General features: G+C 43.2%; 23 protein-coding genes, 1 other RNA gene and 1 other annotated feature. Of the genes, 5 read left to right on the top strand and 19 right to left on the bottom strand.

Features of this window, described 5'->3' with window-relative positions:
- Positions 1-31 precede the first annotated feature (31 nt).
- From MKY83_RS12575 to MKY83_RS12610, 8 genes are all read right to left on the bottom strand, one after another.
- The gene (locus MKY83_RS12575; RefSeq protein ID WP_126740749.1) at positions 32-1,120 is read right to left on the bottom strand and encodes an acetyl-CoA C-acyltransferase; all 1,089 of its coding nucleotides are present in this window, start codon (positions 1,118-1,120) and stop codon (positions 32-34) included.
- A complete protein-coding gene (locus MKY83_RS12580; RefSeq protein ID WP_342487389.1) occupies positions 1,108-2,571 on the bottom strand; it encodes an acyl-CoA synthetase in 1,464 nt (487 codons plus the stop codon). Before MKY83_RS12580 ends, MKY83_RS12575 begins: the two co-directional genes overlap by 13 nt.
- On the bottom strand, positions 2,568-3,134 hold the full coding sequence (locus MKY83_RS12585; protein WP_342487390.1) for a biotin transporter BioY: 567 nt from the start codon (positions 3,132-3,134) through the stop codon (positions 2,568-2,570). Before MKY83_RS12585 ends, MKY83_RS12580 begins: the two co-directional genes overlap by 4 nt.
- A 154-nt stretch (positions 3,135-3,288) precedes the next feature.
- Complete coding sequence (locus tag MKY83_RS12590) at positions 3,289-3,573, bottom strand: DUF1292 domain-containing protein (protein ID WP_003216483.1); 285 nt, start codon at positions 3,571-3,573, stop codon at positions 3,289-3,291.
- Positions 3,574-3,588: 15 nt separating this feature from the next.
- Entirely contained in the window at positions 3,589-4,005 is a 417-nt protein-coding gene (ruvX, locus tag MKY83_RS12595) for a Holliday junction resolvase RuvX (RefSeq protein WP_003216519.1), read from the bottom strand.
- 3 nt (positions 4,006-4,008) lie between these two features.
- Positions 4,009-4,275 (bottom strand): IreB family regulatory phosphoprotein, encoded by a 267-nt coding sequence (locus MKY83_RS12600; RefSeq protein ID WP_024718370.1) that lies wholly within the window; start codon positions 4,273-4,275, stop codon positions 4,009-4,011.
- Between the two features lie 89 nt (positions 4,276-4,364).
- The gene (gene alaS / locus MKY83_RS12605; RefSeq protein WP_065098508.1) at positions 4,365-7,001 is read right to left on the bottom strand and encodes an alanine--tRNA ligase; all 2,637 of its coding nucleotides are present in this window, start codon (positions 6,999-7,001) and stop codon (positions 4,365-4,367) included.
- Positions 7,002-7,081: 80 nt separating this feature from the next.
- Positions 7,082-7,290 (bottom strand) — a binding site (T-box leader).
- A gap of 46 nt (positions 7,291-7,336) precedes the next feature.
- Positions 7,337-8,401, bottom strand: coding sequence for an AI-2E family transporter (locus tag MKY83_RS12610; RefSeq protein ID WP_065098509.1), 1,065 nt, complete (start codon positions 8,399-8,401; stop codon positions 7,337-7,339).
- Positions 8,402-8,568: 167 nt separating this feature from the next.
- On the opposite strand from MKY83_RS12610, the gene MKY83_RS12615 reads away from it, so the two are divergent.
- The 4 genes from MKY83_RS12615 (at position 8,569) to MKY83_RS12630 (ending at position 11,520) form a co-directional block, all read left to right on the top strand.
- The gene (locus tag MKY83_RS12615; RefSeq protein WP_044139592.1) at positions 8,569-9,297 is read left to right on the top strand and encodes an amino acid ABC transporter ATP-binding protein; all 729 of its coding nucleotides are present in this window, start codon (positions 8,569-8,571) and stop codon (positions 9,295-9,297) included.
- A 13-nt stretch (positions 9,298-9,310) separates the two neighbouring features.
- Positions 9,311-10,120 carry a transporter substrate-binding domain-containing protein gene (locus tag MKY83_RS12620; RefSeq protein ID WP_065098510.1) on the top strand — a complete coding sequence of 270 codons (810 nt, stop codon included), beginning with the start codon at positions 9,311-9,313 and terminating at the stop codon, positions 10,118-10,120.
- Positions 10,121-10,200: 80 nt separating this feature from the next.
- Positions 10,201-10,854, top strand: a complete 654-nt coding sequence (locus tag MKY83_RS12625) for an amino acid ABC transporter permease (RefSeq protein WP_003216507.1) — start codon at positions 10,201-10,203, stop codon at positions 10,852-10,854.
- Between the two features lie 15 nt (positions 10,855-10,869).
- Complete coding sequence (locus tag MKY83_RS12630; RefSeq protein WP_065098512.1) at positions 10,870-11,520, top strand: amino acid ABC transporter permease; 651 nt, start codon at positions 10,870-10,872, stop codon at positions 11,518-11,520.
- A 42-nt stretch (positions 11,521-11,562) separates the two neighbouring features.
- Here MKY83_RS12630 and MKY83_RS12635 read toward each other — a convergent pair whose 3' ends face one another.
- The 8 genes from MKY83_RS12635 to MKY83_RS12670 all read right to left on the bottom strand — a co-directional run bounded on the left by MKY83_RS12635 (position 11,563) and on the right by MKY83_RS12670 (position 18,425).
- Positions 11,563-11,694, bottom strand: a complete 132-nt coding sequence (locus tag MKY83_RS12635) for a YrzQ family protein (protein ID WP_003216198.1) — start codon at positions 11,692-11,694, stop codon at positions 11,563-11,565.
- A 20-nt stretch (positions 11,695-11,714) separates the two neighbouring features.
- A complete protein-coding gene (locus MKY83_RS12640) occupies positions 11,715-11,906 on the bottom strand; it encodes a hypothetical protein (RefSeq protein WP_003216308.1) in 192 nt (63 codons plus the stop codon).
- A gap of 13 nt (positions 11,907-11,919) precedes the next feature.
- A complete protein-coding gene (locus MKY83_RS12645) occupies positions 11,920-12,378 on the bottom strand; it encodes a prc-barrel domain-containing protein (protein ID WP_065098677.1) in 459 nt (152 codons plus the stop codon).
- A gap of 134 nt (positions 12,379-12,512) precedes the next feature.
- Positions 12,513-14,897 (bottom strand): ATP-dependent RecD-like DNA helicase, encoded by a 2,385-nt coding sequence (locus tag MKY83_RS12650; RefSeq protein ID WP_065098513.1) that lies wholly within the window; start codon positions 14,895-14,897, stop codon positions 12,513-12,515.
- Positions 14,898-14,916: 19 nt separating this feature from the next.
- The gene (locus tag MKY83_RS12655) at positions 14,917-15,570 is read right to left on the bottom strand and encodes a tetratricopeptide repeat protein (protein WP_044139597.1); all 654 of its coding nucleotides are present in this window, start codon (positions 15,568-15,570) and stop codon (positions 14,917-14,919) included.
- Between the two features lie 60 nt (positions 15,571-15,630).
- On the bottom strand, positions 15,631-16,749 hold the full coding sequence (gene mnmA, locus MKY83_RS12660) for a tRNA 2-thiouridine(34) synthase MnmA (protein WP_106066922.1): 1,119 nt from the start codon (positions 16,747-16,749) through the stop codon (positions 15,631-15,633).
- 95 nt (positions 16,750-16,844) lie between these two features.
- The gene (locus MKY83_RS12665) at positions 16,845-17,987 is read right to left on the bottom strand and encodes a cysteine desulfurase family protein (RefSeq protein WP_106066921.1); all 1,143 of its coding nucleotides are present in this window, start codon (positions 17,985-17,987) and stop codon (positions 16,845-16,847) included.
- An 18-nt stretch (positions 17,988-18,005) separates the two neighbouring features.
- Positions 18,006-18,425, bottom strand: a complete 420-nt coding sequence (locus MKY83_RS12670) for an Rrf2 family transcriptional regulator (RefSeq protein ID WP_044139599.1) — start codon at positions 18,423-18,425, stop codon at positions 18,006-18,008.
- A 207-nt stretch (positions 18,426-18,632) separates the two neighbouring features.
- Between MKY83_RS12670 and MKY83_RS12675 the strand changes: the two genes are divergently transcribed.
- The gene (locus tag MKY83_RS12675) at positions 18,633-19,898 is read left to right on the top strand and encodes a replication-associated recombination protein A (RefSeq protein WP_106066920.1); all 1,266 of its coding nucleotides are present in this window, start codon (positions 18,633-18,635) and stop codon (positions 19,896-19,898) included.
- A gap of 33 nt (positions 19,899-19,931) precedes the next feature.
- On the opposite strand, the gene MKY83_RS12680 is transcribed toward MKY83_RS12675, so the two are convergent.
- The 3 genes from MKY83_RS12680 to aspS all read right to left on the bottom strand — a co-directional run bounded on the left by MKY83_RS12680 (position 19,932) and on the right by aspS (position 22,825).
- Positions 19,932-20,696: a tRNA threonylcarbamoyladenosine dehydratase gene (locus MKY83_RS12680; protein ID WP_003216704.1), complete on the bottom strand. Its 765-nt coding sequence runs from the start codon at positions 20,694-20,696 to the stop codon at positions 19,932-19,934.
- Positions 20,697-20,788: 92 nt separating this feature from the next.
- Positions 20,789-20,969: non-coding RNA, 6S RNA (gene ssrS / locus MKY83_RS12685), on the bottom strand.
- 77 nt (positions 20,970-21,046) lie between these two features.
- Positions 21,047-22,825: an aspartate--tRNA ligase gene (aspS, locus tag MKY83_RS12690; RefSeq protein ID WP_106066941.1), complete on the bottom strand. Its 1,779-nt coding sequence runs from the start codon at positions 22,823-22,825 to the stop codon at positions 21,047-21,049.
- Position 22,826 lies beyond the last annotated feature (1 nt).

The following is a 22,826-nucleotide window of genomic DNA, read 5'->3' on the forward strand; positions in this document are numbered from 1 at the left end:
ACGGAGTTCGGCAATTACTTGCTCATGCATGTCATGACAGAACTTGACATAATACGGCTAAACCAATGCCGCCACCGCTCCCAATAGCAGCCATGACATAGCTTCCATTCGGTAAGGTGCGCGCTTCATAAAATAGTCTCACCATCATCGCAGCGCCCGATGCACTATATGGATGCCCAAGACAAAGTGCACCGCCTCTTTTATTGATTCGGTCATAAGGAATATCCAGCGTACGAGCAATCAGCGCTATTTTCAGAGCAAAAGCTTCATTGATTTCAAACAGTGCAACATCCTCTGCCTTGATTTTCTCTTGATCTAGAAGTTTCTTCATCGCATCAATCGGCGCAGCAGCTGGAAAATTGGGATGCATTGCCGCAACAGCACTTCCGGCATATCGCAGCATTGGCTGAAACCCATTTGCCTCCGCTAGCACTCTTTCCATCACAACGACCGCTGCTGCACCATCTGCTTCTTTGCAGCTATTGGCGGCAGTCACAGATCCTTTTCCCGGTGAAAATACAGGCTTTGCCCGCTGGATCAGTTTCGCCATCGGCCTTATTTTCGCGGCTGCTTCATCTATGCTCAGTCCGTCAATCGAAACGATTTCTTCAGAATATGTACCACGTTTGATTGCGTCTATACTTCTTTCCCAGCTTAATTGCGCATAGTCATCTTGTTCTTTTCTTGTGACAGAAAATCTCGAAGCGGTCAGCTCTGCTGCTTCTCCCATAGCCGGATCTCCTATCCATTCCGGTGAAAAGCGTGCTCTTTCTTTCATTGGTGATCTGGAAATGCTCTCAGTTCCGCCAGCGATATACATTGAACCTTCCCCTGATTGAACCATGACGCAAGCTGTTCGGATTGCTTCTAGACCTGAAGCACACTGCCTATCAACCGTCATACCGGGTACTCCTAAAGAAAGCCCTGCTTCTAATGAGGACAGACGAGCCATATTCCCGCCGCCTCCTACAACATTTCCTAATATGATGTCGTCCGGTGTCATCCCTTTAGACAAATACTGAATAAGGGGCGCGGCTAATTGCTCTGGACGATAATCCTTCAGCATCCCGTTTTCATCACCGAAGGGTGTCCGTTTTGCTTGTACAATTACTGCTTGCATGACAATTGTTCCTCCGCCCACTTTTTCATGCTGACACGTGCTATTTTTCCGCCGGATGTTTCAATTATTTGATCAATGACAAGCCATTTTTTAGGCACCTTGTAGGCCGCCAGTTTTTCTTTGACAGCTTGCCGAATCCTCTTTGTGTGCTGTCCTTGTTCAATAATGGCAACAGGGATTTCACCCCAATATGGGTCAGGAACGCCAACTACAACCGATCGCTTCACCTCTGGCTGTTCATTTAGCACACGCTCAATTTCCTCTGGAAAAATATTCAGCCCTCCATAGACGATCATGCCATTTTCACGTCCGCTCATATATAAATAGCCGTCTTCATCCAGCCAGCCCATATCATAAACTGTTATCCACTCTTCCGGCGGTTTCACTTCATGTAAGTAGCCTGCAAAAGACATCGGGCTCTTCACATAAATTCTTCCTGTCTCATTTGGCTGGCAGACAGTTTGATCAGCTCGCCTCACTTCAATTTGAATGGGAGAGAAAGGCCGTCCGACAGAAGAAGGCTTTTGCAAAAAGTCATTTGAAGATAAGTAGGAAACAAAGCTTAACTCTGATGTGCCGTAAAAATCAAAAAATGTCACATGCGGATAGTTGGTCACGAGTTGTTTCTTTGAAGGAATGCCCCAATCTGCTCCAGATGATATGACAAGAAGCGGATTATCTCTCTCAAAAGCGTCTATTTCCAGCAACGATTCTGTCATTGTCGGAACAGTATACATTACAGTAATGTCTCCTGTCTGTAAGGCTTTCTTCGCTTTCACTGGCGTAAATTTTTCTAAAAGCGTCACTGTGCCGCCAAAGTATAATGTACTGATGGCACCATATAAAAAGTGAGAGGATAAGAGTGTACCTGTTATAAGAACATGATCTTGATGAGTGATTCCAAATGTACCAGTTGTCGTTCGAAAGCTTTCGATCCATGACTGCTGACGCCTGATAAAGGCTTTAGGTGAACCCGTTGATCCTGACGTAAATCCCATATAAAAGATAGGGTCGTTCTCGCTGACGCATTTGTTAGATGGACCTTGTGTGATGAGGCTCATTTTTTCCTTCCATTTAGATAAAGAAAGAACATGCATGTCTTCGCTGTACTTTTCAAATCTATTTAAATATCGATCCTCGATAATGACGAGAGCTGCCTCACTTAACAAAAGCTTTTCTACACATTCTTCATGGCTCCATCTCGGATCAAGCGGGATAACTGTCCACCCTGCAGAAGCAGCGCCAGCAAATATTTGGAGAAAAGAAGCACCATTTGATAATAAAAAGGCAACTCTTTTTTGCTCATGAGCCGTTTGTTGTAACCATTGCGCTGATAGCCGGACACGCTCATACCAATCTTGATAAGTGATCCTTTCTTGTCCATCAATGATGGCGATATGATCTGGGTTCATTTCTGCATGTAATGTATAGCTTTCCGTTATTCTGTTCAAACTGCACGCCTCCCTTTATGCACATCCCTTTTTCGATATGACATCGCCGCAATGATTTTCACCGTGAGAACGGCACATATGCCCGCTTTGATGAGATCACCTGGAATATAAATCAGGCTAAGAAGAGCTGCCTGAGTGACCTTGATATCCATCATCATCGCTTGAAAAGGAATGCCGCATAGATACAAAATTCCGATACTGCATACCGCATAGATCATAAAAAGACGCAGAGTGGTTATTTTTTTCAGTCGGTTGATCCACAAACTAATCATGAAGGCAGCCAATGGATAAGCAAGTAAAAATCCACCGCTTGGTCCAAAAAAGACCCCTACTCCGCCTCTGCCCCCTGACAAAAGAGGTGCGCCTGCTACCACAACCAAGAGAAACAGAAGCAAACTGATCAGTGCCTGTTTTGGCTTTAACAGCCCCCCAGCAAGCAACAGACCTGCCGTTTGCAATGTGATGGGTACAGGTGTAAACGTAAGTAAAATCGGCGGGATCAATCCTAACATACCGATAACCGCAGTCATTAGCGCCATTTGCATCATATCTTGAATTTTCAATTTCCATACCCCTCACTCAATACATTGTTAAAAATAGAGTAAAAGGTACAGTTTATTATGTCAACATAAAATAAAATAAAGTTAACATATTGATCGCAAAAAAAGACCTGTGAAGAAAGATCACTAAGATCCGTTCACAGGCCTTTTATTCGTTCTATTCTTCGTCTTCTTCTTGATCTAAGAACGTATTTAACGTTTCTTCAATCATGTCCCACTCTTCATCCGTTTCAATAGGCTCTAGCTCGCCATCTTCACCGTTTTCGTTCGGCGTGAAGCTTGATGCATGAATTTCAATTTCTTCATTGTCTTGCTCAGAAATTGGGTAGTAAAGAACATATGATTTGTTAAAATGGTCGCTTTCAAAAGTAAATAGTACTTCGCAAAGCTGTTCATTTCCATTATCATCAACGATTGTAATTTGCTTTTCTCCGTGTTCCATTTGATTCACCTCATTTTAATTTAAGCTGTCTAAGTACCCTTGCAGGATCATAACAGCCGCCATTTTATCAATGACTTTTTTACGCTTTTGTCTGCTCACATCTGCAGAAATGAGCATTTTTTCCGCTGCCATTGTCGACAGGCGCTCGTCCCAAAGCACAACAGGAACATTGTACGTGTTTTCTAACACTTTCGCAAATGATTGGCTGGCTTCGCCTCTAGGACCGACCGTACCGTTCATATTTTTTGGAAAACCAAGTACAATTTTATCCGTTCCATATTGCGAGACGATTTCGGACAGGCGGCTGAGACCGAAGTCTCCGCCTGCTTCATCAATTTTAATTGTTTCAATCCCTTGCGCTGTCCAGCCCATTTCATCACTGATCGCAACACCAAGGGTTTTCGTGCCTAAATCTAAGCCTAAAATTCTCATGTTTTACGCCTCTTTATGTGTCTCTAAGTACGATTTAACCAATTCCTCAATTAATTCGTCTCGTTCTAGTTTACGAATTAGGTTGCGAGCATCCTGATGTCTTGGAATATAAGCAGGGTCGCCTGACAGCAAGTATCCGACAATTTGATTGATCGGGTTGTATCCTTTTTCTTGGAGTGCATCATATACTGTAATGAGCACTTCATTCACATTGGTTTCAGCTGAATCATCAGAGAAGTTAAACTTCATTGTCTTATCAAATGAACTCACTGCTTCTTGCACCTCTCTTCCAACATTCTACTAGCAAGCTTTTTTCTAACCGCTCATCTAATACCATTATTCTACACTACATCGCCTGATTATAAAACGGATTTGACAGATTCTTCGACAATTGCCAGTGCTTCTTCTAGCTTTTCCGGTTGTTTTCCGCCTGCTTGTGCCATGTCTGGGCGTCCGCCTCCGCCTCCGCCGCAGATTTCAGCTGCCTGTTTCACAAGTTTCCCTGCATGCAGACCTTTTTCGATGACGTCTTTTGTCACTCCTGCTGAAATGTTTACTTTTCCGTTTTGAACGGCTCCGAGCACAATGACAGCTGATCCTAATTTGGCTTTTAAGTCATCAACCATTGTTCTTAAATGGTTCATGTCTTTCGCGTTTACTTTTTCAGTTAACACTTTTACTCCGCCGATTTCTGTCACTTTCTCTAAAATAGAGCCTGCTTCAGCCTGGCTTAATTTTGCAAGAAGAGATTCGTTTTCTCTTTGAACCTCTTTTAAATCTGCCTGTAATGACGCGATACGTTTTGGTACATCCTTCGTATTTGACTTCAGCTCACTCGCTGCCTGCTCTAAAATCGTCAGCTGGTCATTTAATTCTTCGTATGCCCCTTTACCAGTCACCGCCTCAATCCGGCGTGTTCCAGCACCAATACCCGATTCAGATGCAATTTTAAACAACCCGATTTCCGCAGTATTTTGCACATGACAGCCGCCGCATAGCTCGATGCTGTAATCGCCTACTTGGACAACTCGGACAATATCACCATACTTCTCGCCAAAGAGCGCCATTGCACCCATTTCTTTTGCTTCAGCAATCGGCTTCAGGTCAATAGCAATAGAGATGCCTTCCCAGATCTTTTCGTTCACCATTTTTTCAATCTGAGACAATTCTTCTTTTGTGACTTGTCCAAAGTGAGAGAAGTCAAAGCGAAGTCTATTTTCATTCACCAATGATCCTGCCTGGTTCACGTGGCTACCCAAAACGTCTTTTAGCGCCTGATGCAAAAGATGTGTCGCTGTATGGTTTTTCACAATGCCTTTTCGAAGAGCTGGTTCCACTTCCGCAGTGACTTCAAGTCCTTTTTTGGCTGTACCGCTTACGACTACTCCCTCATGAACATGCTGACCATTTGGCGCCTTTTTCACATCTTTGATGTCAATGATCACTTCAGCGCTTTTCAATGTCCCTTTATCAGCCACTTGTCCGCCGCTTTCCGCATAGAAAGGTGTTTCATCTAACAAAATTTGCACTGTATCGCCTTCATGTGCTTCTGTAACAATTTCACCGTTTTGAAGCAATTCGACAATACGGGCATCTGCCGTTAGATTTTCGTAGCCAACAAATGTGCTTTCTACTTTAATATCTCCTAAAGCGCCGCCTTGAACCTGCATACTGCCGACATCTTGTCTCGCATTTCTTGCACGTTCACGCTGCTTCTCCATCTCAGCCTGGAAGCCTTCTCGATCCACTGTCATATTCTCATCTTCTGCATATTCTTCTGTGAGCTCGACAGGGAATCCATACGTATCATACAGCTTAAATACATCTTCACCTGAAATCTGCGTGCTGCCTTTGTCTCTTTCTTTTTTGATGACTTCTGACAAAATAGCTAAGCCTTCGTTCAGTGTTTCATGGAAGCGTTCTTCTTCATTCTTGATGACTTTCGCAATAAATTCTTCTTTCGCTTGTACATCTGGGTAGAAATCCTTCATGATTTCCGCCACAACTGGAACTAGGTCAAACATAAACGGGCGATGGATGTGAATCGTTTTTGCATAACGCACTGCACGGCGAAGCAAACGTCTTAACACATACCCGCGGCCTTCATTGGAAGGAAGCGCTCCATCACTTACAGCAAAAGCAACCGTTCGGATGTGGTCCGCAATGACTTTGAATGCTGTATCCTTTTCCTTTGTCTCGCCATAGCTTTCTCCAGAAATGGTCTCAACTGCACTAATAATTGGCATGAATAGATCTGTATCAAAATTCGTTGGCACGTTTTGAATGACAGATACCATTCGTTCAAGACCCATCCCTGTATCAATGTTTTTCTTCGGAAGCGGCGTGTATGACCCATCTGGATTATGGTTAAATTCAGAGAACACTAGGTTCCACACTTCTAGATAACGCTCATTTTCTCCGCCGGGATATAATTCTGGATCGTTCATGTCGTCACCGTATGATTCACCGCGGTCATAGAAAATTTCGGTATTCGGTCCACTTGGGCCCTCGCCAATATCCCAGAAGTTGCCTTCAAGGCGAATAATACGTTCTTCTGGTACACCAATTTTATCTCTCCATAGTACATACGCTTCTTCGTCCTCTGGATGGACAGTGACAGATAACAAATTCGGGTCAAAACCAATCCACTCGTCACTTGTAAGGAACTCCCACGCCCATTCGATCGCTTCTTCTTTAAAATAATCACCAATAGAGAAGTTGCCGAGCATTTCAAAGAACGTATGATGGCGTGCCGTTTTTCCTACGTTTTCAATATCATTTGTACGTATCGATTTTTGCGCGTTGCAAATACGCGGATTTTCAGGTACAACGCGGCCATCAAAGTATTTCTTTAATGTTGCCACGCCGCTGTTGATCCACAAAAGTGTCGGATCATCATGCGGTACGAGTGATGCACTCGGTTCTACAGCATGTCCTTTTTCTTTAAAAAAGTCTAAAAACATTTGGCGTACTTGCGCTGAAGTTAAAGTTTTCATTCAAAAATCCTCCCTTATCATTCATCAATCTCCACACAAACGAAAAAACACCCCGCCCTATGCAAGCACAAAACGACTTACACAGGGACGAGATGCTCTCGCGGTACCACCCTGATTATAGACCTATTCGTCTATCACCTTCACATCCGATAACGCCGGAAGAGAGCGGCAGTGTTTATCTGCACTCGGGACTAGCTTCCGTTAAAGGTCTGATAAGGCTTTTCTCAGCAAAACAAAGCCTCTCTCTGCAACAGCTTTTTAACGTACTCGGGTCCGTCATTGAATTCAGTATGTAGTATGAATCGAAATTATTATAGACAACTCGGCTCCTCTTGTCAATGAACGCTTCGTCTCATGAGAATATATTGCACAATGATCACTCTGATTATAGCGGCAGTTGGTACGGCTAAAATCATGCCAATTAAACCAAATAACTCTCCTCCTGCAATTAAGACAAGCATAATGACGACAGGATGCATATGAAGGCTTCTCCCTACGATGATCGGGCTGAGGATGTTGCTTTCTAAAAATTGCAGCACCGCTACTGTAATCAGCACAATCATAACCGATTTAACCGAGATGGTAAACGCAATAAAGACAGCGGGAACCGCACCGATAATCGGTCCAAAATACGGAATGACATTCGTTGCACCAATCAGCATACCTAGGACAAGCGGATACGGGATATGAAACAGCCAAAGCACAATGGCTGCTGCCCCCCCAATTAATGAACAGACAAGTAGCTGCCCTCTAATATAATTACCAAGTGATTCATCAACTGCCTTCACAAACGCATGTCCCCTCTTCCGAAAAGATGGCGGCGTCAAATACCATGCAGCCCGCTTCATCGTATTCATGTCCTTCACCATATAAAAAACAAGAAAAGGAATGAGTGCTGCAATTAATGCGTAATCAAGTAATACTTTACAGCTAAGAATCATCCGCTCCGCGCCGTTAGCTGCATATGTCTCCGATTGAACAATTAAGCGATCCAAACGGTCGTGAAGTCCGTCAGGCCAATGGCTTGTATGATGATGAATATGTGATAAAGCGCCATTATACGTTTCAGCAAGCACAGGAATTTGTTCTGACAACTCATTTAACTGCTTGATCATGACAGGCGCTCCTTTATAAACCGCAAGCCCAATCCCGCCAAAAAACAGTACATAAATCAATAAGAGACTAACAGTCCTTGGTAAGCCCCCCTCGTGCAATTTTTCCACTATCGGATAAAGCAGATAAGAAATAAAAATGGCAATGAGAAGCGGAATTAGAACCGCCTTGAACAACAAAAAAATAGGCATCCATAACTCGTCGAGCTGCAGTAAAATGAGCAAGGATGCAAGGACAAGCAGGACCCCTGCGGCATATATCAGAAATTGGACCGGACGTTTCTTCACCTTTTTCACCTCTTTTCTTATTGTTTATCCATCTTCTGTAATTATCCATGTAAATAAAATTTGTCCTAACTTTGTTAAAAATGAATACACATGAAACATACAGCTCCATCCAAAGTCACTAAAATGTCTACACTGAATATTCCATCATGTACAAGAGGAGGTTCTTCATGATCACATTCGAAGAAGTCAACAAGCATTATGGCCAGTTCCATGTACTGAAAGACATTAACCTACATATTCAAAAAGGTGAGGTTGTCGTGATCATCGGTCCTTCAGGATCAGGTAAAAGCACGATGCTCAGATGCATCAATCGTCTTGAAAGCATTGATGAGGGAAAGGTACTCGTCAACGAAGTGCCTGTTCAGCATCCGAAGACCAACATCAATCTTGTCAGGCAAAATATTGGGATGGTGTTTCAGCATTTTCACCTCTACCCTCATAAGACGGTGCTTGAAAACATTATGCTTGCGCCAATGAAGGTGAAAAAGGTGAGCAAGGAAGAAGCGAGGGAAACAGCCGAATTTTATTTAAATAAAGTCGGTATTCCTGATAAAGCGGACGCCTACCCTTCAAGACTCTCAGGCGGACAGCAGCAGCGTGTTGCCATTGCAAGAGGGCTTGCGATGAAGCCAGAGGTCATGCTGTTTGACGAACCGACATCCGCACTTGATCCAGAGATGATCGGAGAGGTACTAGATGTGATGAAGCAGCTCGCCCGAGAAGGAATGACCATGGTTGTCGTCACTCATGAGATGGGATTTGCCAGAGAAGTCGCCGACCGTATTGTCTTTATTGATGAAGGCAGAGTTCTTGAAGAGTCAACACCGGCTGCATTTTATGAGAAACCGCGTGAGAAACGCGCTCAGCTCTTTTTAAGCCGTATTTTAAATCACTAGGGGGAATGATTTGATGAAAAAAATGAAACGCTTTGGCCTACTACTCTTTATGACTTGCTGTATTGCTGCATTGGCTGCTTGCGGATCTGCTGAAAAAGGCTCGACTGATGCAAAAAAAGGAAGCTCTTTAGAAACCATTCAGAAAGACAAAAAAATCATATTCGGGGTCAAGAATGATACACGTCTCTTCGGTCTCAAAAATCCTAGCAGTGGAGATATCGAAGGGTTTGATATCGATATTGCAAAAGCTATCGCAAAGGAAATGCTCGGTGATGAAGGAAAAGCAGAATTCAAAGAAGTGACATCAAAAACGAGAATTCCACTACTGCAAAAAGGAGATATTCATGCGATCGTCGCGACCATGACGATTACCGAAGAGCGTAAAAAAGAAGTCAATTTCTCAGATGTTTACTTTGAAGCAGGACAATCACTGCTTGTGAAAAAAGGAAGCGACATTCAATCGATTGATGATCTTAAAAAAGGGACGAAAGTGCTTGCAGTGAAAGGATCTACTTCTTCTCAAAATATCCGCGAGAAAGCACCTAAAGCGTCTGTATTAGAATTTGAGAACTATCAGGAGGCTTTTACAGCTTTAAAATCAAACCAAGGGCAAGTGCTGACAACCGATAATGCGATCTTATTTGGTATGGCAGATGAGGATTCAAATTACGAAGTCGTCGGCGGCACCTTTACAGATGAGCCTTATGGTATTGCTGTGAAAAAAGGTGATCAGAAATTAACAGCTGCGATCAATAAAGCCCTAAAAACCTTAAAAGACAATGGAGAGTATGACAAGATTCATCAAAAATGGATCAAAGAATAACCGTTTGACTTGTGAAGAATGATTCTCTCAGGGTGAGCCGCTCATTGGCTCACCTGTTGATCAGGAAGGAAGTGAACTGATTGCTACGGTTTTCCATTCTTATTGAAAATTTTCATCTTTATGTAGAAGGCTTTAAATATACCATTGGTGCAAGTGTCATTGCTTTGATTGGAAGCTTTTTGATCGGTACACTCATTGCCATTATGAGAATTGCGCCACTTAGGCCACTCAACTGGTTAGGAACGGCTTACGTGGAATTTGTTCGGAATATTCCGTTATTATTGATTACATTTGTCTTCTTCTTTGGATTACCCGTGCTAGGCATTGTAGCAGATGGCTTCACCGCTGGCACAATTGCCCTTGCCATTTATACCTCTGCCTTTATTGCTGAAGCCATTCGCGCAGGGATACAAGCTGTACCGCTTGGACAAATGGAAGCAGCCCGTGCTTCAGGTCTATCCTATGGCGGGACGATGCGGTATATCATTCTGCCGCAAGCGATTAAAATTGTCATTCCCCCTCTTGGGAATCAATTTATTAACCTTGTCAAAAACTCCTCTATTTTAGGTGTCATTGCAGGGTTTGATCTTATGTATCAAGGAGACCTCATCGCTTCTAGAACATTTGTAACATTCGATGTCTACATCTTTGTTGCCATGTTCTATCTGCTATTAACAATTCCGCTCAGTTTAGGCGTTGGTTATTTAGAAAAAAGATTAGCAAGAAGCCACTAGAAAGGAGGAAACACCATGGATTTTCTAGGTGCCTACCAGCCTGATCATCTCGCCTTTTTACTTGAAGGATTTGCTGTCACCTTAAAAGTGGCTTTTATCTCCATCATTTTGAGCTTTCTCATTGGATTAGTCATTGGCACATTACGGTTCGCTCAAATTCCAGTTTTATCAAAGATCGTTGCAGTCGTCGTCGAAACCATTCGAAACCTGCCGCTCTTATTGATCATCTTTTTCACATATTTTGCACTGCCCGAAATCGGCATTAAGCTGAGCATTACAGCCTCAGCTATTGCAGCTTTAACCGTATTTGAATCAGCAATGCTGTCAGAAATTATTCGAAGCGGTTTAAAATCAATTGATAAGGGACAGATCGAAGCAGCCAGGTCTTCTGGTTTAACCTATATCCAAACGTTAAAAATGATTATTATGCCGCAGGCTTTACGCCGAATGGTACCGCCGATTGTCAGTCAATTTATTTCTCTTTTAAAAGATACATCGCTTGCCGTTGTGATTGCCCTTCCAGAACTATTGCATCACGCTCAAATATTAAACGGTCAGAGCCAATCTTACTTACTGCCCATTTTCTTATTAGCGGCAATGATGTATTTTGTCGTCAATTTCAGCTTATCATTACTCGCGCGCCGATTAGAATATAGGCAGGCATAAAAAAGGACATCCGCTTTTGTCACTTAGCGGATGTCTTTTTGTTTACATCATTCTCATAACGCGTTTTCTTAGCTTTTTCATATCCCGCTTTGATGGCATATCATATCGGCTTGCAAAGTGATATGCGAGTGCACCTGCACCAAGCGTTAATAGTGAAGAAGTCATTTTGCCCATTCGAAATTCCCCCTTAACACTTATAGTTGAATTGAACGTTCATCATCACTAAACAAATCATCTAAGCTGCTTAGTGTTCCGTCTTCTTCCACTTGGTGTGTAGATATTTTGCCTTTTGACAGCGTCAATTCAATAAAACAGCCCCAGCAATAATATTGATTGACCCCAATTTTTCCGATGTCTTTACATTTGCAATTTGGGCAAATGAGCATAATCAGCACCTCTTTACGTTCGGTTTAGAACAAGTGCTTCCTTTTGAACGTTGATCAAGGTTCCGGCAGCCTGAAGCTGTTTTCGAATCCCTGATAGCTCTGTAAAGAAGCCGTCCGAGAGTTCATATGCTACGATTGTGCCCGAATTTGTGCAAAAGTATACATCTTCTAAAATGCCTAAATTTTCACCGTCAGGCGACTGCATCATTTTCTTTTTCAATTTCGAAAATAAGAAGGATGGGGCGGAGGATTCCATGCCTATTCCCTCCTGGCAGCTCACATATAAGCCTTTGTCTGTCAGCTGATCCCCAGCCGAGAATGGAACGAGTGCACAGTCTTTCTTTTTCCCATCTAACACATATCCTCCGCAGTTGCCTCCGGCTAATAAACAAATATCTTTTATCGAACCAAGTGAATGAGACGTTTCACCTGTATAGATTGACATTCCTTCAAGCTCTCGACATGTTCTCAAAATGTGCTCAACCACCTTTTGCGGAACAGTCTTATCGTGTGCGTTTGCGTCAAGACTCATACGAAGAAATGGCTTCCATGAACGAAATATGAGGATTTCTTTTCATGCTAAAAAAGCTCCCATCTGGAAGCCTTTTATTCATGCATAAAATCAAATGGAGTGATTCCCTCCATACCGATATTTGCATCATGCACGCTAAACGGCAGTTCTTTTTGAAGTGCTGCAAGCTCCGCATCCATAACCTCTTCGGTTTGCACGAGCCGCATCGTTAAGGACGTTTGTCTGAGCGAATCCTCATTGTTTTTCACGCCCCACTCCAGTGCTGATTCCTCGCCGCACAGAATTAAAAACTTTTTACTTCGTGTAATGGCTGTGTACAGCAGATTTCGCCGAAGCATTCTATAGTAGCTTCTCACGACTGGAAGCACAACGATGGGGAATTCACTGCCTTGTGATTTGTGGATCGAACAGCAATAGGCATGTGTAAATTGATGAAAATCCTTTTTTGTAAAGGTGATTTCATTCCCATCAAAGGAGATCACAGCCATGTCTTCTTTTTCCGTGTTTTCTTTCGCATAGAAAATCGAGACAATCTCGCCAATATCACCGTTAAAAATATTGTTCTCTGGCTGATTCACTAGCTGAAGCACTTTATCACCGGTCCGGTACACGACATCACCAAATGGGATTTCTCTGCCCTTTGGTTTTTTAGGATTCAAAATGTGCTGCAGCATTTTATTGAGCTCATTAATGCCTGCTTTTCCTTTATACATGGGCGCAAGCACTTGAATGTCTTTAGCTGAATAGCCTTTTTGAGCAGCATTGCTGACGACCTTCTCAATCACTTCTTTCATTTGATCAACTGAGCATTTTATGAAAGATCGATCCTTTGAACGTGCGGTAATATCCTTTGGCAGGACGCCATTTTTCATATCATGTGCAAGTTCAACAATGCTGGAGCCGTCTGCCTGACGGTAAATATCTGTCAGGGTAACAGCTGGCACAGCTTGTGATGCAAGCAAGTCTCTTAACACTTGGCCTGGTCCGACTGACGGAAGCTGATGTTCATCCCCCACCATGATCACTTGGATATGATCAGGAATGGCTTTAAACAAATGATTCGCAAGCCAAATATCTAGCATACTTGATTCATCAATGATGACAAGCTTTCCTTCAATCGGCTGTTCTTCATCATGCGAGAATCCCTCTGACCCGTTCCAACCAAGCAGCCGGTGAATCGTCACAGCTGGAAGCCCTGTTGATTCTGTCATCCGTTTAGCTGCTCGTCCAGTTGGCGCCGCAAGCACAAATGGAAAGGATTCATCTTTTTTGTAATCACTCGGATCAAGAGATACCCCGTGAAGATCGCTGTAAAGCTCAACAATCCCTTTAATGACTGTTGTCTTCCCAGTCCCAGGTCCGCCTGTTAAAAGCAGCATTGGGGACATGAGCGCCTTTTGAATCGCTTCCTTTTGTGTCGGTGCATACTGGACGCCCAGCCGTTCCTCGAGCTCACCAAGAGCTAGCAGAAATTCTGATTCAGGGAATTGATCTGCATATTCCGTTTGGGAGACGATTTTTTGTATACGTTTGGCGACACTTTGCTCGGCATAAAATAAGGACGGATGATAGCAGCGCTCATCTTCAATGATCATCTCTTTCCCTTCGCCAAGTGCAATGATCTGATTGGCGACGTCCATTTCCGTCACTTTGTACTCATTGCCTGTCTGATTGAGCAGTTTTCGGGTTTCGACGATCAAATCCTTTGTTTGTATGTACGTATGACCGTCCTGAAGGCTGGCTGTCTCCACTGTATAAAGCAAGGCTGCACGGATTCGCTCTGGGTCATTTCCTGAGATGCCGGTTCTAGCGCCAAGTTCATCCGCCTTAATAAATCCGATCCCTTCGACATCCTTGACGAGCTGATACGGGTTTTCTTCAATCTTCTGCAGCGTCTCACTCTCGTACACTTGATAAATCTTCATGCTGAGCTGCGGACCAAAGCCGTATTGATTCAGGCTGATCATGATTTGTTCCAATCCTTGATGCTCCTGGAGCGCTGCGGCCAGCTTATCTGCCTTCTTTTTTGATAAGCGCGGAACGTCATACAAAACCGCTGGGTCACGCATAATTTTATGAAGCGTCTGGGTGCCAAGCTGCCCTACAATTTCTTCCGCCGTCTTTTTCCCTATCCCTTCGAATAAATCACTTGAGAGATAATGAATGATTCCTTGCTTTGTTGTCGGTACTTCCTTTTGAAAATGAGTGGCCTGAAACTGTTCACCAAATTTCGGATGGCTTGTGACTTTGCCATAGAAGGTGTAAGTTTCTTCCTCATGAAGTGCTGGGAAGTAGCCTGTGACAGATGCTGTTTTTTCCTCTAAGTTTTCCGATGTTTCAATGACTTTCACCTTTAACACCGAGTATAAATTACTTTCATTATGGAAAATAACGGCTTGAACTGTCCCTTTTAAAAACGGTTCGTCCTCAAGCTTCATTTGATCTGGATGTTCCTGCACAGGTCTTCCCTCCTTCCGTCTATTCTGCTTCTTGAATCAGCTTTTGCGCATGTAGTGCCAGCATATGGTCAGGCTGCACGTCAATGGCTTTTCCTAGCATCTCAAGTGCTGCGTCTTTTTTCTCTAAGTATGCATACGCAACCCCTAAATTATAAAAGGCATCTGCATGCTGCGGATCACGCGCGATCACCTCGGTAAAGGTCGTCACCGCTTCTTCCAGCAATTGTTCATTGGCTAAGCACATGCCAAATTGAAATCTTGCTTCATTATCATCTTCATTCAGTTCGATGGCACGCTGAAGATAAGGCATCGCAAGCTTCGGCTGCTCTAATTTGATGAGCGTTTGCCCCAGCATATAAAATAAATCACTATTTTCCATCCCAGCTTGTAGTGCTTGTTCAAAATAGTCTTTTGCTTTCATAAAGTCTTCTTTTAATGTGTATACATTTCCTGCCCCGTAATAGGCTGCAGCTGCGGCGTGATCAAGTTCTATTGCTTTTTGAAAGAAGTTTAACGCACGTTCAAATTCATTAATGCTTGAAAGCAAGTTCGCAAAGTTAATATATGGAACCGGGTCTTTTGGGCTTTCTTCAATGGCTTTCGTAAAAGCTTCTGCTGCTTTTTCGATGTTCCCCTGATTTAAGGCTTCTATGCCGATTTCGTTATGATTCATTCGCTCTCTCATCCTTTCATTAAAAAACCTCAACAGCGACGTTGAGGTTTTGAAAACATGTTACACGTACGACAGCTTTTGGCCGTCCTTAAAGACATCGTCAATTGTTCCGCCGCCGAGACATTCGTCGCCATCATAAAAGACAACCGCTTGTCCTGGTGTGACAGCACGAACGGGTTCATCAAAGATGACCATCGCTTCTTGCTCACCTGTCATTTTCACCTTCACATGGTGATCTTCTTGACGGTATCTGAATTTAGCTGTGCAGGTTAATTCACCGTTTTCACCGACAATATGAGGGCGAGTCCAGCTAATATTGACGGCTGAAATGCTTTCAGAATATAAAAGTGGATTATGGAAACCTTGTTCGACAAACAGGATATTTTGTTCCAAGTCTTTTCCAACGACAAACCAAGGATCACCGCTACCGCCAATGCCAAGACCTTGGCGCTGACCGATCGTGTAATACATCAGTCCATCGTGCTCCCCTTTGACTTCTCCGTCCATCGTCTGCATCACGCCAGGCTGTGCAGGCAAATATTGACCGAGGAACGTTTTAAAGTTTCTTTCTCCAATAAAGCAAATACCCGTTGAATCTTTTTTCGTTGCTGTTGCGAGCTCTGCTGCTTTTGCCAATTCACGAACCCTTTTTTTCTCTAGATCACCGATTGGAAACATGACTTTATCAAGCTGTTCCTGAGTCAGCTGATTTAAGAAATACGTTTGGTCTTTGTTGGCATCAAGACCTCTTAGCATTTTGACTTCATCGCCAGTTCTGTCGACGCGCGCATAGTGACCTGTTGCTAAATAATCCGCACCGAGTGACAATGCGTGCTCAAGGAACGCTTTGAACTTAATTTCTTTGTTACACATGACATCAGGGTTTGGCGTTCTGCCCGCTTTATATTCATCAAGGAAATATTGAAACACTTTGTCCCAATATTGCTTCTCGAAATTCACTGCATAATAAGGGATTCCAATTTGGTTACATACGCGGATGACATCCTCATAGTCCTCCGTTGCTGTACATACACCATTTTCATCTGTGTCATCCCAGTTTTTCATAAATATGCCGATTACATCATAGCCTTGCTCCTTTAGCATAAGAGCAGCAACTGATGAATCGACTCCTCCGGACATACCGACCACAACTCTTGTGTCTTCTGGTCTTTTTGTCATCTTCATCAACTCCATTTTCAATGAAACAGCATGTGCGTTTCGTTCTTCAGGTGCCTGGCTGTTTCATTTTTCACACACGAACAAAAGAGGAACGTTTATTTGGCTAAGCGTTTGACAACAGCTACTATCTTGCGCGCCGCCTGCTTCACATGATCCTCTTCATTCCCAAGACCGAAGCTTATTCTGACTGAGGACGTCAGCTTGTCTGCTTCTTCGCCATACATGGCGCTTAACACGTGCGAAGGAAGGACGGATCCAGCCGTACATGCAGATCCACTTGAAACAGCAATTCCTTCCATATCTAAATTCACAAGTAACGATTCGATAGAAACGCCCGGGAAATGAACATTTAAAATGTGCGGCAATGTCTCTTCCGGGTGCCCATTGATAGAGAAAGTAAGTGATTCCTCTTCGAATACTTGTAGCATGATTTCTTTGAGCTTACCATAATGCATGGCTTTTTCTCTTCTATTTTGCTTCGTTAATTGAACAGCTTCTGCAAGTCCGACGATCCCTGCCACATTTTCAGTGCCAGCACGGCGTTTTCTTTCTTGTTCTCCTCCGAAAATTTGCGGAGAAAGTTTCACGCCTTCGTTTACATATAAAAAGCCCGTTCCCATTGGACCATTTAGCTTATGGCCAGAAGCAGATAAGAGATCAATATGAAGGTCTGCTACATCGATTGGCATTGTTCCAAACGCCTGCACGGCGTCTGTATGAAAATGAGCAGTGTGATTGTGTAAAAGCTCGCCAATGTCTTTGATTGGCTGAATCACACCTGTTTCATTATTGCCGTACATGATGGTCACAAGAATCGTATCATCTCTTAGTGCTTGTTTTAGTTGTTCAAGATGAATCAATCCAGTTTCATCCACATCTAAATATGTCACGTCAAATCCTAGCTTCTCTAGGCGTTCACATGTGTGCAGCACCGCATGATGCTCTGTTTTTGCTGTGATGATATGTTTTCCTTCATGCTGTCTTGCCATGGCCACACCTGTAATCGCCAGGTTGTCCGCCTCTGTTCCTCCACTTGTGAGGATGATCTCCTGTGGTTTACAGTGTAATTCTCCTGCAATCACTTCTCTTGCTTCATCGAGCCACTTTCTTGCCTCGCGCCCATATGAATGAATACTAGAGGGATTGCCAAATATCTCTGTAAAGTAAGGCATCATCTTGTCCACAATACGCTGATCCATCGGCGTTGTGGCTGCATGATCTAAATAGATACGTTCCATTCCCGGTACACCTCTGATCTAAATATAGAACATATACGCCTCTTGATCCTCGTCATCTTGATAGCTTGCCAAGTCTTCAAGAGTTGTATTGTCCAGTACGTCTTTTACTGCATCACGAATCCGAATCCAAAGTGCACGCTTTGCTGGTTCTTCGTTTTCAATGACTTCGACAGGACTAATCGGTCCTTCTAATACACGAATAATATCACCGGCTGTGATCTCGTTTGGTTCATGTGCAAGAACATAGCCGCCATATGCACCGCGAATACTTTTCACAAGACGAGCATTCCGAAGTGGTGATACAAGCTGCTCTAAATAATGCTCAGACAAATTATTGTTTTGAGCGATTGATTTTAATGATGTAGGGCCTTCGCCATGTTTTTTGGCTAATTCGATCATGATCGTCAGACCATATCTGCCTTTAGTAGAAATTTTCAAGTTAAACACCTCTGCGTTTTCTATTTCTATGTCATCAATTATTTTTCTGATTTCATATACGCTTATATAGACCAAAAGCAATTATATCATACTTTCAGCCAACTTTCATTTGCCGGTTCTGAGCGCGATAAGAGGACGCATCCCTTTTCTATTTGAAGAAATTTCGGTACTCTATACAAACAAGACATTGCTTTAGGAGAGATAATCATGAAACCTTTAGCGTACCGGATGCGCCCAAGTCATATTGAAGACATCATTGGGCAGGAGCATCTCGTTGGAGAAGGTCAAATTATTAGACGAATGGTCGAGGCAAAACATTTATCCTCGATGATTTTATACGGACCGCCGGGCATCGGAAAAACATCGATTGCGACGGCGATCGCTGGCAGTACAAGCATTGCGTTTCGGACGTTGAATGCGGTCATTCATAACAAAAAGGATATGGAAGCTGTCGCCGCTGAAGCGAAAATGAGCGGCCAGGTCATCCTCATTTTAGACGAGGTTCACAGGCTTGATAAAGGAAAGCAGGATTTTCTTCTTCCTTATTTAGAAAATGGCATGATCATTTTAATTGGCGCAACGACGGCTAACCCCTATCATGCGATCAACCCTGCCATTCGAAGCCGGACACAAATATTTGAGCTAAAACCGCTTGAAACAGAGCAAATCAAGGCTGCATTAACAAGAGCGTTACAGGATGAACATCGCGGACTTGGCGGGTATGAGGTGGCAGTAGACGATGAAGCGATGAATCATTTTGCCAATGGATGCGGCGGAGACGTACGCTCTGCTTTAAATGCGTTAGAACTAGCTGTTTTATCGACAAAAGCAGATGAGGCTGGGCATATTATGATCACTCTTGCCGCAGCAGAAGAATGTTTACAAAAAAAAAGTTTCTCACATGATAAGAATGGTGATGCTCATTATAATGTCCTCTCGGCTTTTCAAAAATCCATTAGAGGGTCTGACGCAGATGCGGCGCTGCATTACCTTGCCAGACTGATTGAAGCAGGAGACCTTGAAAGCATTTCAAGGAGATTACTCGTGATGGCTTACGAAGATATTGGCTTAGCTAGTCCGCAGGCAGGCCCTCGTGTGTTAAGCGCTGTTCAAACAGCAGAAAGAGTCGGCTTCCCGGAAGCCCGAATTCCGCTGGCTAACGCAGTCATTGAACTGTGTCTTTCTCCTAAGTCCAACTCAGCATATAAGGCGATCGATGCGGCACTTGGTGACATTCGTTCAGGGAAAATTGGTGAAATCCCTGTTCATTTAAAGGATGCTCACTACAAAGGAGCTACAGCACTCGGCAGAGGTGTCGATTACTTATACCCACACGATTATGAAAACGGCTGGGTGAAGCAGCAGTACTTACCTGATCCGCTGAAAAACAAGCAATACTATGAACCGAAGCAAACAGGTAAATTTGAAGGCGCACTGAAACAGGTATATGAGAACTTAAAACGCCAAAAATAAAAAAAGCCCCCTGCCTATTAGCAGGTGGGCTGTTTATTTATCTTTCACACGTGTAATTGGAATATCTTTCAAAAGCTGCATAATGACATGACCACCCATGATCAATCCTGCAACAGACGGGACAAATGCATTGGATGATGGCGGCATTTGTGCCTTGCGAATCTTCGCTTCATCATTTCCAACTTCTTTTCTGACATCTTCGCGAATCACAATCGGACTTTCATCAGAGAAGATGACTTCAATCCCTTTACGAATCCCTTCTTTACGTAGACGCGTTCTCACGACTTTTGCAATTGGGTCGGTATGTGTTTTTGAAATGTCATCAATTTTGAAGCGGGTCGGATCTGTTTTGTTTGCTGCTCCCATACTTGAAATGATGTTCACACCTCGTTTCAGACACTCTTTCATTAAATGAATTTTATAGTGAATCGTATCTGACGCATCGATGACATAATCAAGCGGATATTCAAAAAATTGCTCATATGTTTCCTCTGTATAAAACATCTTGAGTGCAACAACTTCACATTCTGGATTAATATCAGCGATTCTCGCCTGCATTAAGTCAACCTTTGGCTGACCAACTGTTGAAAGCAATGCTGGCAGCTGACGATTTACATTTGTAATATCAATATCATCTTTATCAACAAGAACAATACGGCCAACACCTGAACGAGCGAGTGCCTCAACTGCAAATGAACCAACGCCGCCCACACCAAGCACTGCCACTGTACTGTTTTTTAATATATCTAAGCCTTCCTTGCCAATGGCAAGCTCGTTTCTTGAAAACTGATGTAACAAGTGCCTCACTCCACCTTTATTTAAAATGAATCGAAAGAATCATATCATATTCAACCTTCTTCGTCATCCTTCTGAAAAAGAAAAAAACACAAAAAAGTCCCGACAACGCCGCCAGCTTTTCCTTCGTTTTGAACCCCGCACCATGCAGGTGGGTGCTTTCTTCCTGACTTTATAAGTCCTCTAAAGAGGCATTTATGCAGAAAGGAAAGGCAAGCTCCCGTATAAAAAAATGTTCGGTCAAAACTAGGTAACCACCGTACGTATCAGGACTTTATTTATTGATTGAAGAAAGCATATCATAGGCATGCCGCTTTTTCAAGCGTTTACATGCCTATATCCATGCGTCTATTTTACTGTTTTACTTTTGTTTTAATGGCTAAACTTAGCTCATCAAGCTGCGCTTCGCTCACATGGCCTGGAGCATCTGTTAACACGCAGCTCGCACTTGCCGTTTTCGGAAACGCAATCGTGTCTCTTAGGTTAGAGCGGCCGGCAAGCAGCATCACTAAGCGGTCAAGACCAAGCGCGATTCCGCCATGCGGAGGAACACCGTGCTCAAAAGCATCTAGAAGGAAGCCGAATTGTTCATAAGCCTCTTCTTTTGAAAACCCAAGTAAGCTAAACATTTTTTCTTGAATGTCCTTTTCGAAAATACGAATCGAACCTCCGCCAAGCTCATAGCCATTCAGGACAAGATCGTATGCCTGTGCCTTCATGTCTTCTGGGCTTGTCTCAATTAATTCAAGATCGTCGCGTACTGGCATTGTGAAAGGATGATGGGCAGCATAGAAGCGGCCTTCTTCTTCATCTTTTTCAAGCAGCGGCCAATCAACAATCCATAAGAAGTTGAATACAGACTCATCGATGAGTTCAAGCTCTTTGCCGAGTTTTAGGCGAAGGGCGCCAAGTGCGTCATGGACAACAGACGTCTTATCTGCAACAAAGAGTAAAAGGTCGCCTTCTTCGACTTGAAGCTGCTCTTTTAATTCTGCTTGCTTTGCTTCGTCAAAGAATTTAGCAATCGGCCCTTTTAATTCTGTCCCTTCTGCTTTAAGCCAAGCTAGACCTTTTGCACCGTAGTTCGCAGCAAATGCACCAAGGGCATCAATGTCTTTTCTTGAGTAGTTCGCTGCAGCCCCTTTGACATTGATGGCTTTCACAGCTCCACCATTTTTTACAGCTCCGCTAAAGACTTTGAAATCAGAGTCTTTTACCGTGTCTGAAATGTTGACAAGCTTCATCTCAAAACGTGTATCTGGTTTATCAGAACCATAAGAGTTCATCGCTTCATCATAAGTCATGCGAGGTAATGGCAATGTCAAATCTACGCCTTTGACATCTTTCATCACCTTTGACATCATCTCTTCAGCAAGCGTCATAATGTCCTCTTGACTCATAAAGGACATTTCGATATCGACTTGTGTGAATTCCGGCTGACGGTCAGCACGCAAGTCTTCATCTCTAAAGCAGCGGGCAATTTGATAGTATCGATCCATTCCTGAGACCATCAGCAATTGTTTAAATAATTGCGGGGACTGAGGCAAGGCATAGAACTCTCCTTCGTGTACACGGCTTGGAACAAGATAGTCACGTGCACCCTCTGGCGTACTTTTAGTTAAAATCGGTGTTTCAATATCTAGAAAGCCGTTGTCATCTAAGAAATGGCGGAATGCTCTTGTGACTTCATGTCGCATTTTCATCGTTTCAAACATAGCAGGACGGCGAAGGTCTAAGTAACGGTATTTTAAGCGCACATCTTCTGATACCTCGTCCGCTTGATCTGAAATAACAAAAGGAGGGGTCTTCGCTTCATTTAACACGCTGACCGTTTCGACTTGTATTTCAATTTTCCCTGTTTTTAGATTTGGATTGATCGTTGCTTCTTCTCTTGCGACAACCGTTCCTTTAATATCAAGGACATATTCATTACGAATCGATTCTGCTGTCTCGAGTGCCTCTTTTGAAAGGTCTGGATTGAAAACAGCTTGTACAATTCCTGTACGGTCACGCAGATCAATAAAGATTAGTCCGCCAAGGTCACGTCTTTTTTGAACCCACCCTTTTAATACAACGGTTTGACCGATTTGGTCTTCTGTTACTTCTCCACAATAAAAAGTTCTACCAAACACA

The organism is Bacillus sp. FSL M8-0266, from assembly GCF_038613425.1.
GTDB lineage: Bacteria > Bacillota > Bacilli > Bacillales > Bacillaceae > Bacillus > Bacillus pumilus.